The sequence below is a fragment of the Cytobacillus sp. QJM3NY_8 genome, from assembly GCF_056173585.1.
Window position 1 is genome coordinate 2,964,335 of sequence record NZ_CM149681.1, and the last position, 13,726, is coordinate 2,978,060.

The 13,726-nt window shown below is 45.5% G+C and carries 14 protein-coding genes and 1 riboswitch; all 14 genes read right to left on the minus strand.

The genetic code is table 11. The annotated features are described in order from the left end of the window. Positions 1–33: 33 nt before the first annotated feature. The gene (locus AC0VZ9_RS15410) at positions 34–573 is read right to left on the minus strand and encodes a cob(I)yrinic acid a,c-diamide adenosyltransferase (protein WP_192908716.1); all 540 of its coding nucleotides are present in this window, start codon (positions 571–573) and stop codon (positions 34–36) included. Positions 574–586: 13 nt separating this feature from the next. Beyond that, a complete protein-coding gene (locus AC0VZ9_RS15415) occupies positions 587–1,141 on the minus strand; it encodes a nitroreductase family protein (RefSeq protein WP_192908717.1) in 555 nt (184 codons plus the stop codon). Then, entirely contained in the window at positions 1,135–1,896 is a 762-nt protein-coding gene (gene cobA, locus AC0VZ9_RS15420) for a uroporphyrinogen-III C-methyltransferase (RefSeq protein ID WP_009334120.1), read from the minus strand. The genes AC0VZ9_RS15415 and cobA overlap by 7 nt, the downstream gene beginning before the upstream one ends. Further along, positions 1,893–2,522, minus strand: coding sequence for a precorrin-2 dehydrogenase/sirohydrochlorin ferrochelatase family protein (locus AC0VZ9_RS15425; RefSeq protein ID WP_427037092.1), 630 nt, complete (start codon positions 2,520–2,522; stop codon positions 1,893–1,895). Before AC0VZ9_RS15425 ends, cobA begins: the two co-directional genes overlap by 4 nt. After that, the gene (locus AC0VZ9_RS15430) at positions 2,491–3,876 is read right to left on the minus strand and encodes a cobyrinate a,c-diamide synthase (RefSeq protein ID WP_427037093.1); all 1,386 of its coding nucleotides are present in this window, start codon (positions 3,874–3,876) and stop codon (positions 2,491–2,493) included. Before AC0VZ9_RS15430 ends, AC0VZ9_RS15425 begins: the two co-directional genes overlap by 32 nt. Beyond that, complete coding sequence (locus tag AC0VZ9_RS15435; RefSeq protein WP_475396410.1) at positions 3,873–5,009, minus strand: cobalt-precorrin 5A hydrolase; 1,137 nt, start codon at positions 5,007–5,009, stop codon at positions 3,873–3,875. Before AC0VZ9_RS15435 ends, AC0VZ9_RS15430 begins: the two co-directional genes overlap by 4 nt. After that, a complete protein-coding gene (cobM, locus tag AC0VZ9_RS15440; protein ID WP_071158350.1) occupies positions 5,002–5,784 on the minus strand; it encodes a precorrin-4 C(11)-methyltransferase in 783 nt (260 codons plus the stop codon). Before cobM ends, AC0VZ9_RS15435 begins: the two co-directional genes overlap by 8 nt. Then, complete coding sequence (gene cobI, locus AC0VZ9_RS15445; RefSeq protein ID WP_009334115.1) at positions 5,781–6,485, minus strand: precorrin-2 C(20)-methyltransferase; 705 nt, start codon at positions 6,483–6,485, stop codon at positions 5,781–5,783. The genes cobM and cobI overlap by 4 nt, the downstream gene beginning before the upstream one ends. Then, positions 6,486–7,679, minus strand: coding sequence for a bifunctional cobalt-precorrin-7 (C(5))-methyltransferase/cobalt-precorrin-6B (C(15))-methyltransferase (locus tag AC0VZ9_RS15450; protein ID WP_009334113.1), 1,194 nt, complete (start codon positions 7,677–7,679; stop codon positions 6,486–6,488). Continuing rightward, positions 7,654–8,790 carry a cobalt-precorrin-5B (C(1))-methyltransferase gene (locus tag AC0VZ9_RS15455; RefSeq protein ID WP_034296892.1) on the minus strand — a complete coding sequence of 379 codons (1,137 nt, stop codon included), beginning with the start codon at positions 8,788–8,790 and terminating at the stop codon, positions 7,654–7,656. Before AC0VZ9_RS15455 ends, AC0VZ9_RS15450 begins: the two co-directional genes overlap by 26 nt. Continuing rightward, on the minus strand, positions 8,765–9,430 hold the full coding sequence (locus AC0VZ9_RS15460; RefSeq protein ID WP_175502202.1) for a precorrin-8X methylmutase: 666 nt from the start codon (positions 9,428–9,430) through the stop codon (positions 8,765–8,767). Before AC0VZ9_RS15460 ends, AC0VZ9_RS15455 begins: the two co-directional genes overlap by 26 nt. Next, positions 9,427–10,197 (minus strand): precorrin-6A reductase, encoded by a 771-nt coding sequence (gene cobK / locus AC0VZ9_RS15465; RefSeq protein WP_019383378.1) that lies wholly within the window; start codon positions 10,195–10,197, stop codon positions 9,427–9,429. The genes AC0VZ9_RS15460 and cobK overlap by 4 nt, the downstream gene beginning before the upstream one ends. A 9-nt stretch (positions 10,198–10,206) precedes the next feature. Next, positions 10,207–11,829, minus strand: coding sequence for a precorrin-3B C(17)-methyltransferase (gene cobJ, locus AC0VZ9_RS15470; RefSeq protein ID WP_251267294.1), 1,623 nt, complete (start codon positions 11,827–11,829; stop codon positions 10,207–10,209). 233 nt (positions 11,830–12,062) lie between these two features. Continuing rightward, positions 12,063–12,240, minus strand: a riboswitch (cobalamin riboswitch). Between the two features lie 191 nt (positions 12,241–12,431). Continuing rightward, positions 12,432–13,649, minus strand: coding sequence for an MFS transporter (locus tag AC0VZ9_RS15475; protein WP_009334104.1), 1,218 nt, complete (start codon positions 13,647–13,649; stop codon positions 12,432–12,434). Positions 13,650–13,726: the final 77 nt, after the last annotated feature.

Below are 13,726 nucleotides of genomic sequence, written 5' to 3' on the forward strand. Positions count from 1 at the left end.
AGATACAGCGTCCTAAATTCTCGGGCTGGCTGCTTAAAACTCCAGCCCCTTCATGGCTTTAACATCCTGTTCGGCATAATAATGCTTGGTGGCATCGATGGTTGACACTAAATCGGCTAATTCGAGAATGGCAGGATGTGCGGAACGCCCTGTGATAACCAGATGCATCTTTTTTGGACGGTTTTGAATGGCGTCTACCACCTCGGATAACGGCAGCACATCGTCAATTGGAAACCGTGTGATGGCCAAGGCATTATTCAGTTCGTCGAGCACTAATACATCTGTTGTTTCATCTTTTAGTTCATGTTTTACCGTCTGCCATGCGATCGCAAGTGCTTGTCGATGCTCCTCCGGAGTTTTTGTCCATGTAAACCCGATTCCTAATTGAACAGTTTCAACACCAAGTTTTCTTAGTGCCAGCTGTTCACCATATGTACGTTCCGGTGATTTAATAAATTGATAGTATTTAACCTTCATGCCGCGGCCAATGGCCCTTAATGCGACACCAAGCGAGGCGGTTGTTTTTCCTTTGCCATCGCCTGTATAAACTAACAGCATCCCTTTTTGTGCCATACAACATTCCTCCTTAAAGCCAGGTTGTCTTTTCAGCAAATGGTGTACGCTTTTTCTCGGAGGCAATTTCTTCTGCCGGATAGCCGATGCATAGCGTCCCCACTAATTGCTCCTCGTCAGATGCACCGATTAAATCATGCAGTGCGGTATCATGCACCAAACCAACGCCTCTTGTACGCCATACCATGCCTAACCCCAGCTGTTCGGCCATCAGCCACATCGACATGATGGCACTGCTTACAGCAAAGACATTATCTTTTGTCGCTCCTTCATCTCCTTCAACAATGGCGGATGTCACGACTATGATCAAGGGCGTGTTCGTGATGGCTTTCATGGAACTCTCCACTAAATTCGGCTTCGCGGGAAAGCGCTTTTGCAAGTAATCAAGTGCCACCTGCTCGTAGCGTTTTAAGCTTTCTCCCTGTAATACATAGAAATGCCATGGTTCACGCATACGGTCATTTGGTGCATATGTGGCTGCTGCTAATAATGTCTCGATTTTGTCTCGTTCTACTTCGCGCGATTCAAAGTTTCGAATCGCACGGCGTTTTTTCAAGGCTTCTAACATAATTCATGCTCCTTTTCTCTAAACCAGGCAATTTGATTCCGTACTCCAACCACATCTCCAACCAATATCATCGATGGATTCGAGATGCCATGAATCTGGATATCCTCTGCAATCGTTTCAAGTGTCCCTGTAATCGTCCGCTGATTGGCAGTTGTGCCCCATTCAATCACAGCGGCAGGGGTTGTTCGGCTTTTGCCATTGGCAATTAAGCTTTTCGTAATGTGAGCAATATTGCCAATGCTCATATAAAAGGCGACCGTATCAATTTGAGCAAGCGCAGACCACTTTAAAAAGTCCTGCTCCTTTTCAGCGCGGCCATGGCCTGTCACAATGGCAAAACTTGCCGCATGATCACGGTGTGTCACAGGAATCCCTGCATATGCAGGCGCAGCAATCCCGGCGGTTATACCAGGAACAATTTCAAAGGGAATACCCGCTTCCCGCAAAATGGCCGCTTCTTCAGCACCGCGTCCAAATACAAAAGGGTCACCGCCCTTTAAGCGCAGCACCTGCCTCCCCAGGTTTGCCTGATCCACCAGCACCCGATGAATTTCTTCCTGAATCAATCCATGCCTTCCCGGCTCTTTCCCGCAGTAAATCAGCTCTGCATCTTCTTTTGCATGTGTTAAAATTTCCGCATTCACCAGACGGTCATATAAAATCACATCAGCCTCCTGAATGCACTCCAATCCGCGAATCGTCAGCAGTTTAGGGTCACCTGGTCCAGCTCCAACAATATAGACAAATCCGCTCATTGCTCTTCTCCTAAACGCTTAAGCAGCCAGGCTTCACATTTTTGCATATCGCCTTGCTCCACCCACTCCAAAACTTGAGGATCCAAAAGCTCTGCCAAAAGCTGCTTTTTTTCATCCCCCGTAAACTTCACTAAGATTCGCTGACGGGCTTCCTTTAAAAAAGATACATACTGCGCATAATGCTCTCCATATTCCTCTGCTAATTCTGACTTCACTTTGCGGGTCAGACCGGGGCTTGCGCCAGATGTTGATACGGTCAAAACGAATTCACCGCGTCGGAAAACTGCGGGATTAATGAAATCAATACGGCCCTTTGCATCTGCACGGCTGAGCAGCTGCCAATGCTGTGCTGCTTCTTCCACTGCATTGTTTACTTCTTCGTCGTTTGTTACGGCAAAGATCAGGGCCGCGTCATCTAAATCAGCCGGTTCGAACGATTTTTCTTTCCATGTCACAAGTCCTTCATGGATATACTGCTCTAATTTTTCAGTAACCACCGGGCTGATCACAGTAACTTGCGCTTTCGTTGGCACGAGTGCTTCTGCCTTCTGGCGTGCCACATGTCCACCACCGACAATGACCACCTTTTTATAGTCAAGATTCATTAATAACGGGAAATAATTCATGTTCTGCCTCCAAACAAGCTGCCAGCCAATTTTTCACAAGCTGGGGATTCGATGCAAAATGAAAGTGTGTATAGCCGGCTACAAGATTATCAGTTAAATAGCCTTCCCGCTGAGAGCGGAAGCGGCCTTTGCTAAAGTAAGCCGGTGATGAAAGCTCTCCTTCATATGATGAGTAATGGAATTCATGCCCTTTTGCCTGCTCTCCTTCATTCATCAGGAAGTTGCCCGGAACACCTGTAATTTCCCGATATCCGAGTGCAGCCAATTTATCCTGCATCCTCACCCGGCCCGGAATCACACCGATCATCGGGAATGCCTGTCCTTTTCGATCCGCAATTTCTTCAGTTAAATACATAAAACCGCCGCATTCTGCCAATGTTGGAAGTCCCCGCTCCAGCGCGGCCTTGATGGAAAGCTTCGCTGCTTCATTTTTTGCCAAAGTTTCAGCAAACTCTTCAGGAAAACCGCCGCCTATATAGAGCCCTTGCGCTTTTTCGGGAACCTCTTCATTTTGCAATGGAGAGAAGAAATCCAATGTGGCACCATGGGCACGCAGCAATTCTAAGTTTTCTTCATAGTAAAAATTAAAGGCCGCATCTCTGGCAACCGCAATATGTACTTCCTGTCTTTCCGGCTGTGCATCAAAAATCGAAGAGGAAACCGCCAGGACTTGGGCTTTCGTTAGTTCCAGAAGCTGATCAATATCGACTGTTTCTTCAATCGCTTCTGCCAGACTGTCAAAATAGGAATCTAAATCACCGCGTTCTATGGCCGGCACCAGCCCCAAATGACGGCTTGGCATCTTGGCTACAGCTCCTTTCGGGAGATAGCCAATGACAGGAATTCCGCATTCTTGTTCAATCGCTGTTTTGACAATGTCAAAATGGCTTCTGCTTCCTAATTGATTGGCAATGACACCGACGATATGGGAGTTTTCATCAAGCATTTGAAAACCTTTTACAATCGCCGCCGCACTTCTTGCCATACTTGCGGCATTGACAATTAAAATGACGGGGCTGCTTGTAATCTCGCTAATATGAGCTGCAGACCCTTCATTTGATAATGGGGATTTGCCATCATAGAATCCCATCACCCCTTCTATAATCGCTGCATCTGCATCATTGCTCGCTCTTGAGACAATGGCGCGGACGGTATCATGGTCCATCATGAAACTATCAATATTCCGGGAAGGGCGTTTCGTGACAGCTGAATGATACGCCGGGTCAATGTAATCAGGACCGCATTTAAAACCCTGTACGTTTAACCCGCGCTTCATCAGCGCACGCATAATACCGATGGTGAACGTTGTTTTTCCGACACCGCTTCCTGTTCCTGCCAGAACAAATCGATTCATCCTCTTCCCTCCTCAAAGTGGACGCGTGCAATGCTGATGGTCACATTGCCGCTTTTCTTTTTCTCCAGCAGCAATTCCTTCGCATTCGCATACCTCATGGACGCCGGTTCACTGACCCCATACGCGCCTGTATATTTGAAGACGGTGTCCGACGGATTCTGCATCGGAGTCTCATTCAGCTCTTCAGGTGTGTATGTAACAAACGGCCAGTTATATTTAGATGTTAATTCAAGCAGGCCAGCCTCGTTTTTCTTTAGATTAATAGACGCAACGGCTTTCACACTTTTCTTGCTCAACTTCATTTCTGCCAATGTTTCATCAATGACTTGTTCAATCTCAGCCATTGATGTTCCGCGATTGCAGCCTATGCCGAGAACAATTGATTTGGGACGGTACAGGACCCCGTTTTCAAGCAGCACCTCTTCATGCGGTTCCATAAGGCGATCTGTAATAAGCAGTGCGGCTTGCGGCTTTGCCTTGATGGCTTCCTCTATTGATGGATAAATCTTTAGATTTTCCGGCAATTCCCGATCATACGTCCACCAGTTCTTCTCCCCGGTTTCCTGCACGATCGCCATATGTTCTTCATTGACAACCGATGCACTGACAGGTGTTAATTTTTCTTCGCTATCCCACACCCACCCAAATTGGGCTCCAAATAAATCGACGGGAATTGTTTTTTGAACATCTGATGCGGTGGTCACAACGGGCGCCGCCCCAATCGCATGGGCAAATTCATGTGTTAATGCATTGGCACCGCCAATATGGCCGGATAAAACGCTGATGACATACTGGCCTTTATCATCAACCACCAGCACGGCAGGGTCTTTCTTTTTATCGATCAGAAGCGGGGCAATCATGCGGACGACAGCACCAAGGGAAATGATGCAGATAATCCCTTTATACTGCTGGAATAATGCGGGCAATAATAGGCGGACCGTGCCATCAAATAACTGAATTTGCCGTACTTCTTCATCGCCCTGTTCGAATTTTTTCATATAATAAAGGTCTGCATACGGGAACTTTTCCGTATAGCTTCTTGCATGCGCAACCCCATGCTTTGTAATGGCAACAAGGGCATAGGGTTTGCGCTTTTCAATTACCGGAATTTCACCTTCGCGCAAACTAATCATTCGCCGTCACACCTTTGCGGAAGCCATGTGTGAATGTTTTGTCATATAGCTTCGAGCGGTATTCTTTTTCATGGATATGCGGGTCCAATGCCCAGCCTGCCAGAATCATCGCATGCTTGCGGATGCCGTTGACACGCATTGCTTCGTCCAGCTCAGACAGTGTGGTGCGGATAATTTTCTGATCCGGCCAGGAAGCACGCTGCACAACCGCAACTGGTGTATTGTCTGCCCATCCGGCTGCCTGCAGTTCCTTTGTGATTTTCTTTGTTAAGGTCGCACTTAGAAACATCGCGATTGTACAGTGATGGCTGGCCAATGCCTGTAATTTTTCACGCTCCGGCACTGGTGTCCGCCCTTCAGCCCTTGTTAATATAAGAGTTTGCGTTAAATCCGGAATGGTCAGCTCTGCCCCTACTGCCGCTGCGGAGGCAAAAACAGAACTGACGCCTGGTACTACTTCACAGCTGATATCGTGCTGTTTCAATAACGCCACTTGCTCCATCGTTGCCCCGTACATGGCCGGGTCGCCTGTATGCAGACGTACAACCGTTTTACCAGCATTGACTCGTTCAGCAATGCAATCCACCATTTCTTCAAGATGCATCCCGGCAGTGCGGATAATCTCTGCCGACTCCTTGGCTTCCGCCACTAATGTCTCGCTGACAAGAGAGTCGGTATACATGACAACATCGGCTTCTTTTAATAGCTTTAAGCCTTTTACCGTAATTAAATCGGGATCTCCAGGTCCCGCTCCGATAATCCAAATTTTCTTCATTTGCGCACCACCATACATGACAAGTAATTTAACTCAGCTCCCCGGAGCTCATGGACATTCCATATGACCTCTTCGTCAGATGTAACCTTTGTTACAACATGTGTTTTGTCCAGTAAATCCATTTCTTCCAATAGATTCAGCATATCGTCCAATACTTTCGCTACTTTAATGAAAACAATCGCATCATGAGTTTCAATCACCCGCCGCATTTCCTCCATATTCCCGGTTGCCGGAATCATCGCGACATGGTCATCACCATCAGCCAGGGCAATTCCCAAGCGATTAACAGAACCATTAAAGGACGAGATGCCAGCTACCGTTTCAATCGGAACTTCAGGATGCATTGTCTGCATCAGCTTCATTAAATGGATAAAGGTGCTGAACAGCATCGGATCCCCTTCCGTCACGAATGCCACATCTTTTCCCTGAGACAGAAAGCCATAAATAGCTTTTGCGGATTTTGTCCACTCAGCCCTTAATGTCTCTTCGTCTTTTGTCATTGGAAAAACCAAACCAAGCATTTCTTTTTCTTCGGGATTTATATACATGTCTACAATGCGATGGGCGTAGGATTTACTGCCTCTTAATTTTTTGGGATAAGCAATGACCGGGCTTTCCTGCAATTTGCGGAATGCTTTTACCGTGATTAATTCCGGATCTCCCGGCCCGACTCCTAATCCATATAAAGTTCCGATTGTCATTTAGTTCTTTCCTTTCTTTGCAGTCACAATAAAAATGGGATTTAACGGTTCGAAGCGTGTTAAATGCAGGATTGGCTTGCTTTTTGAAATCTGTGCCTGCAATACGGATACTTCACAGCCCATATTTTTCAAATGCTTCATCGCTTCTGCGAGATTTTCGATTGTGGCAATATTCATCACGAGCCGGCCATTCGGCTGCAGCCTTGAAAGGCATGATTGCAATAAAAGCTCCATATTCCCGCCATTTCCGCCAATAAAAATCGCATTCGGATCAGGAAATTCATCCAGCCTCTCAGGCGCCTTTCCAAGGACGGCCGTGAAATCTGTCCGATGTTTTAATTGATTTTCCAGGCAATTCTCCAGGTCGCCCTCATTCTTTTCAATCGCATACACGGCCCCTTCCCGGGCTATTTTCGCTGCCTCAATCGCAACGGAGCCTGTACAGGTTCCAATATCCCAGACGATGCTGTTTTCCTTTAGCTTCAGCTCCTGAATACAAAGAGTCCTGATCTCCTTTTTCGTAATCAAGCCTTTATCCGGCTTTCTCTGTACGAACCTATCATCCGGAATTCCCAGTGAGGCACGCTCTACTGCCACACGCTGCTTTAAAATCACCACATTTAATGGATAAAAAGACGATTGCTCCATTTCATCCAAAGTGAAAAAGCGGCAGCGCTCATCTTCCCCCTGCAGGTTTTCAGCAACAAAGGCATCATACTCCGTCATGCCGAACTTCTTTAAATACGTTGAAATGGCCTGCGGAGAATTTTTTTCGTCTGTTAAAATAGCAATCTTTTTCCGCCCGTCGATTCTTTGGGCAAAGCCTTTAATAGAACGGCCATGCAGGCTGACAATATACGCATCCTGCCAGCTTTCCTGCATTTTCGAAAAAGCGAGCTGAACAGAGCTTGTATAAGGATAAATCTCCAATGGAAGCTTTTTCGCCAATACACCGCCAAGCCCGTAAAACAGCGGATCACCTGATACCAAAATAACTGTATTGCGTTTTTCTTGCTGCAGGTCAGCCGTTAATGCCGACAAGCCGCCTTTGATTACTTTTTTCTCTCCAGTAAATTCCGGGAAGAATTGCAAATGACGTTCCCCGCCGACCAGGACATCACATTCATGAATCCAGTCTATGTATGGGGGGAGCAATCCTTCTGCGCCATTATCCCCGATACCAATCATCTTCATCCAATTTGTCAATATTCTCAGCCTTTCCTAGACAGCTTCCATTCATGGCATACAGAGTTGTCGATACTTTGATGCTTGCGTTTATATGATTCAGTGCATAATAGCAGCAGTTTCGGCAAAGGGATTCAAAGAATGCTTCGTTTCCCTGAAGGATTTCACCAACCTGTGATGCCGTATTTGCCTGTAAAATGTCCTGCTGAATTTCCTCACTGACACCCACTTTATTGGCCATACCTGCTAAAAATTCGAAACTGACTGGTGCACTTTTCGAGTGGACCATCATAACTCCCTGTGCAACTTTTGAAAATTTCCCCATCATCCCTACAAGAGAGACTTTGGGAAACTTCTTCCTTGCTATATTCTTTAAAGTAAAACCGACAAAATCGCCCATCTCGATAAAGGCTTCTTCCGGCAAATGCGGATATTGCTTCATGGCAAATTTTTCACTGCGTCCGCCTGTTGTAATGACTAAATGCTCACATCCTGCTTCTTTTGCGACATTGATCGCCTGAGCGATACTTGCCATATAGGCGGAACTGGAAAATGGCACCACCGTTCCCCGTGTACCTAAAATCGAGATTCCTCCAATAATGCCTAATCGGCCATTCAATGTTTTTTCTGCAATTTCTACACCGTCCGGAACCGAAATGACTACTTCAATGCCCCGATTTACTTTATATTTATCCATTGCTTCCTGGACGACACCATGGATCATTTTTCGCGGCACAGGGTTAATCGCTGCCTGCCCGACCGCTACTGGCAACCCTGCTTTCGTGACTCGTCCTACACCGATCCCGCCATCTAAATGGATGCCTTCTTCCTTGGCATAAGTCACTGTACTTTGAATTCGTGCCTGATGTGTGGCGTCCGGGTCGTCCCCTGCGTCTTTGATCGTTTCGCACATGACCCGGCCATCTGACCGATCAAATGCCGTCACTTTAAAAGTGGCATACTGGCCAACTGGCAGATAAATCGTAACTTCATTTGGCACCTCTCCGGTCACTAGTGCCTGCAGTGCTGCCTTTGTCATGGCTGCGGCACAGGCACCTGTCGTGTAGCCGTGCCGCATTTGGGATGGATCTTTTTTATTTCGCTGCTTTTGCCCGTTCATCCGCCATTATCGAAATGGCATTCAGCGCAGCGACCGTCACTGTACTGCCACCCTTTCTCCCTGCATTCGTAATAAATGGGATCCCTTCAAGCACGGCCAGCTCGGCTTTGGACTCTGCCGCTGATACAAAGCCGACTGGCATGCCAATAATCAAGTCTGGTTTCGCGAGCCCTTCTTTCACTAGACGAATCAATTCCAGGAGCGCTGTTGGCGCATTGCCGATGGCATAGATTCCTCCTTCATGCAGACTCACAGCTTTTTGCATGGAAATGATCGCACGTGTTGTTCCCTGGGCCTTCGCTTCCTTTGCAACATCTTCATCCGCAATATAACAATGCAGGTCCCCGCCATGCTTTTGGAATCGCTTGCGTCCTGACCCGCTTTCAATCATTTGTACATCTGCCACGACATGACGGCCCGCTAAAATGGATTGAACACCTGCATCAATAGCATCCCGTGTAAAAATCATGCTTCTGCCCAGCTCGAAATCTGCCGAGGCATGGATGACACGCCGAACCACCAGCCACTGCTCGTCTGTAAATGGATGCTCGCCCATCTCCTCTTTAATAATTGCGAAGCTGTGATCATAAATTTTATCCGGATCTACCGTTACCGGTACAAATGTTGTATTAAAGTTCATGTTTGCCATGTGTAAAGCCCTCCCAATCTTTGAATCACTTCTTCGAAAGAAGTGCAGAAGTTTTCATATACAAGCGGCGGCCGCTTAATCAAAATAACAGGTATCCCCAATTCCAGAGCAGCGGTCATTTTTTCATCCACCGATCCCACTTTGCCGCTTTCTTTTGTAATCATCAGGGTCACTTCATATTGCTCACAAAGAGCTTTGTTTAATGACTCAGAAAATGGCCCCTGAATCGCAATAATATCCTTTTGTTTAACCCCAAGCTTTTGGCATTTTTCCATATTTCCCATGTTTGGAAGCATCCTGCATACAAGCCGGATATCATCACGCATTAAATATTTTGTGAAGATTTCCAGCGTTTTGCTGCCGGTTGTCAGCATAATCGTTCCTTTATGCGATTGAGCCAATTTTGCTGCTTCCTCATAACTTTCGGCTTCAGTTATGAGCGGTGAGGTGAACTGTTCATTTGGCCTTTCGTAACGTATGTAAGGAATGCTGCATGCTTTGGCTGCTGCCATTGCCGTTTTTGACGCTTCGTCCGCATAAGGGTGACTTGCGTCAATCACAGTGGTCATCTCTTGCATCTGAATTAATTCAATCATGTCATTTTCTGACAGCCGTCCCACTTTATAAGCAATGCCTTCAGCCTTCAAACTGTCAGCTGCCGATTCTGTGACAACGGTTGCCAATAAGGGATAACCTTGATTTTTCAATTGAATAGCTAATGCTCTCGCATCACTTGTGCCTGCTAAAAATAAAATCATAAGATCCCCCTAATCCCCGCATGGTGCCGGTTCGACTTCGATCTTGGAGCTCATATCCTGATAGGTAAAATACTGAATTTTTTTCACACGCTTAAAATATTTAAAAAGCCGTTCATTTGGATGCGCATTTTCTTTGTATTCTTCGATAATCTCCTTTAATAACGGCACCAGCTGATCGGGCTCAATTCCCTCTGCCACCGGCTGGGCAGCATGGGCTGTACGGCCAACCGGCTTTGCCCCGATAAATAGATCAAACTTCTTCTTGCGGTAAACTATGCCGATATCATCAAATACGGCCCGATAACAGGCCATACCGCAGCCGTTAAAACCAATATGCAGTTCCTTTGGAAGCTTTAAGCCCCCCAGTTCAGCTGCAATTTTCTCTGCATATGGAATGGATTCTGCTTTCTCCCCGTAGCAAAAATCGCAGGCTTTTACATTTAGAACATCGCCCACTGGCATGACTGTCAGTTGGCTTTGTTCGAGTTTTTCCACAATCGACTGAGGCCGTCCAGTTGGAATCTTGATTAAAAATCGGTGATCCGGTGTATATTCCATGGTGCCTTTCTCGCCAACAGCTTCTGCCAATACGCGCATTTGGTCTGGTGTAATAAATTTATTGGCAACCCCAGGCGTTACTGCAAATTCAAAAATATCTTCGATTGGCTGCTGCACCAAATGTGTTTGGTCAATCCCCGATTTCGTTGCCATCGATAAAGCCTTTAAAGCCATATCCATTGAGCTGGCTTCTTGTTTTCTTCTCTGGATCTGCTCGTAGCCGGCCTGTGCTTCCCCGGTTTCCTGATTTAATGCCCATGGCTCCGCTTCCTTTTTTAAACGCTGATGCGGCTTTAAGCTTTGCTTCTCTTCACCGAGCGTATACTTTCTTTGATATCCGCGAGGCGTAATGATTTTATTGTCATAAAAGAAAGTGGAGGAATTCCCGATCACAACCGTTGTCAGCATGCCTATATCGTGATCAAGCATTTCCGCCAGTGTAGTCAGAATGACATTCTGATTCTCGCGGTAAGCACTTTTCACAAGACCCACTGGTGTATCAGGAGAACGATATTTTAATAGGATCCTTTGTGCCTCGACAATCTGCCGTGTCCTTCTGCCGCTTTTCGGGTTATATAATGCGATGACAAAATCCGCCATCCCGGCTGCTTCAATGCGCTTTTCGATCACAGTCCAGGGTGTTAAATGATCACTCAGACTGATGGTGCAGGAGTCATGCATGACAGGTGCCCCCAGTAAACTCGCACATGAATTAATCGCAGAGATGCCCGGAACAATTTCCACTTCGATTCCTTCTTCTTCCGTCCAGCCCATTTCGATCAGCACTTCATACACTAAGCCAGCCATGCCGTATACACCCGAGTCACCGCTCGATATCACGGAAACAATATGGCCGGCTTCCGCTCTTTTCACTGCATCCTGCGCACGGGATACCTCCTCAGTCATCCCCGTGCTCACAATGGAACTTGCTGTAACGAATGGCATGATCAGATCTACGTAAGTTTTGTAGCCAATAATGCAATCACTCTGCTGCAGCGCATCCACAGCCCGTTTGGTTATATGCTCACGATCGCCCGGACCGAAGCCGACAACAAAGATTTTTCCCTTCTTCATAGGTAACCTCCAATTAAGAAAAGCACATGCGCCTTGCCTGCTGCCGTGCTGCTCTTAGCAGGCGCCCTGCGCCGGACAATTCTCAAAATTCATTGCTTCTTGCCAAATAAAAAATGCCTGCACTCCTTTTCAAAGGAATACAGGCATATGAAATGACAGTATAAAAATTAGCATACTGAAACTCAAAAACAATTGATCATAATTGTCCCGCCTATACTTCTCCCTCCGAAAAGCAAGTGTCGTTTAAATAAGCAGGTTTCCTGACTTAAGCTTCTTCTTACTCTTACACCTTCCCGATTTCTCAGTGGCATTGTAATTTCATCAGCTTTTACAGTAGCGGGGGCTGTACCAGACTTTCACTGGTTTCCCTTTTACCTCACCAAAGTGAGCACTTATTCAAATTGATATATTAATTTTTTACTAATATAACATATAATGACCAATTTTGACATATTATTTTTTTCTTAATTTTTTAAATGCTATGTTAATGCCTTTGACTTTTTGAAATAGGATTTGGTAAAAAGACCTTATTTCTGCTATTCAGGAGTTAATTTTTGCTGGGATATAATTCACAAAGTTAGACCAAATAGATGTTGTTTAATTTATTTAAAATGACCGATTGTCCCTTTGACATTATTAAAATCATGCCGTTTATACTGGACCATAGATACCATGCCAATAATTGGTCCAATCGCTAAACAGGCAAAGACCCACTCCCAGCCAACTAACCTCTGTATAATTGGGATTAAATTTATAGAAAATATAGTGATCAGGAAACCAATGCACATTTGAAAAGTCAGGGCTGTTCCTACATACTCAACTTCTGCAACTTCTGAAACTGCGGCAGAAAACTGGGCAGAATCTGCGATGACAGACATTCCCCAAATGATAGAAAGGAGTAGAGTTAACCAAATATATTGACCAAAAGTAAAGCCAATCAAGATACAGCAAATGGCACTGATACACATAGAAATAATCGTTAGATTTGCTCTTCCAATTTTATCTGAGACTAGCCCGCCTGCTACACAGCCAATCCCCCCTGCAATTCCGATAATAATAAAAGAGGACAATGCAATGAACCAGGGAGGAATCCCTGGAGAATAGCTTGTAAAACTAGCAGTCAAAAAGATGGGAATCCACGTCCACATCGCATACAATTCCCACATATGCCCAAAATAACCGTAGTTCGCAAGCATTACTGGTTTATTCGAAACTACCTTTTTTATTAATTTAAAAGAGAAAGGTAATTTTTTCGTTGTTACTGGAGCATCTGTTAAAACCCAATTGACAATTACAGCTGCCAGGAGAGCCAATATTGAACTGCAAATAATCACTAATTGCCAATTTAAAGAAGAAGAGAATATAACAATAAAATGTGGCAAAGAGGATCCTAGAGTTAAGGCGGCTATTAATATACCAACTGCAAGCCCGCGTTTTTTCGGAAACCATTGAGATAAAATTTTAACAGCTGTCGGGTATACACCAGCGAGTGATACACCGGTTAATATCCTAAGCAGAATACCGAAAAAAGCCTGATCTGCCAATAAAAGCAAGGCATTCAATAGCGCACCCAGAAACGCTGAAACGGCAAGAACCTTTCGGGGATTAAAACGATCTGCTATCCCAAAATATGAACTAACTAATGCACCCATTACAAAGCCAATTGGGACAGAAGCAGACAGCCATGCTTCTGAGCTGGAGCTAAGATTCCATACTTGAATCAGTTCAGGGGCTATAACAGAAGCACTAAACCACAAGCTTAATGCGCATAATTCAGCTAATCCAATCCATCCTAACGCTCTCCATGAACCTGGAATCATAATATCCCTCTTTCAAATAAAGCATAGTATTGGAGCTATATTGAAAATCTGAAACATAACTTTTTTATCCTCTCAAC

Coding starts and splice junctions, on each gene's coding strand:
- cobJ (WP_251267294.1), bottom strand. CDS start 11,829: ATGAAGAAGGGAAAAATCTTTGTTGTCGGCTTCGGTCCGGGCGATCGT.
- cobK (WP_019383378.1), bottom strand. CDS start 10,197: ATGATTTTATTTTTAGCAGGCACAAGTGATGCGAGAGCATTAGCTATT.
- AC0VZ9_RS15410 (WP_192908716.1), bottom strand. CDS start 573: ATGGCACAAAAAGGGATGCTGTTAGTTTATACAGGCGATGGCAAAGGA.
- AC0VZ9_RS15430 (WP_427037093.1), bottom strand. CDS start 3,876: ATGAATCGATTTGTTCTGGCAGGAACAGGAAGCGGTGTCGGAAAAACA.
- AC0VZ9_RS15460 (WP_175502202.1), bottom strand. CDS start 9,430: ATGAACTTTAATACAACATTTGTACCGGTAACGGTAGATCCGGATAAA.
- AC0VZ9_RS15450 (WP_009334113.1), bottom strand. CDS start 7,679: ATGAAGATGATTGGTATCGGGGATAATGGCGCAGAAGGATTGCTCCCC.
- cobM (WP_071158350.1), bottom strand. CDS start 5,784: ATGAAGAAAATTTGGATTATCGGAGCGGGACCTGGAGATCCCGATTTA.
- AC0VZ9_RS15455 (WP_034296892.1), bottom strand. CDS start 8,790: ATGAACGGGCAAAAGCAGCGAAATAAAAAAGATCCATCCCAAATGCGG.
- AC0VZ9_RS15475 (WP_009334104.1), bottom strand. CDS start 13,649: ATGATTCCAGGTTCATGGAGAGCGTTAGGATGGATTGGATTAGCTGAA.
- AC0VZ9_RS15425 (WP_427037092.1), bottom strand. CDS start 2,522: ATGAATTATTTCCCGTTATTAATGAATCTTGACTATAAAAAGGTGGTC.
- cobA (WP_009334120.1), bottom strand. CDS start 1,896: ATGAGCGGATTTGTCTATATTGTTGGAGCTGGACCAGGTGACCCTAAA.
- AC0VZ9_RS15415 (WP_192908717.1), bottom strand. CDS start 1,141: ATGTTAGAAGCCTTGAAAAAACGCCGTGCGATTCGAAACTTTGAATCG.
- cobI (WP_009334115.1), bottom strand. CDS start 6,485: ATGACAATCGGAACTTTATATGGATTAGGAGTCGGGCCGGGAGATCCG.
- AC0VZ9_RS15435 (WP_475396410.1), bottom strand. CDS start 5,009: ATGATTAGTTTGCGCGAAGGTGAAATTCCGGTAATTGAAAAGCGCAAA.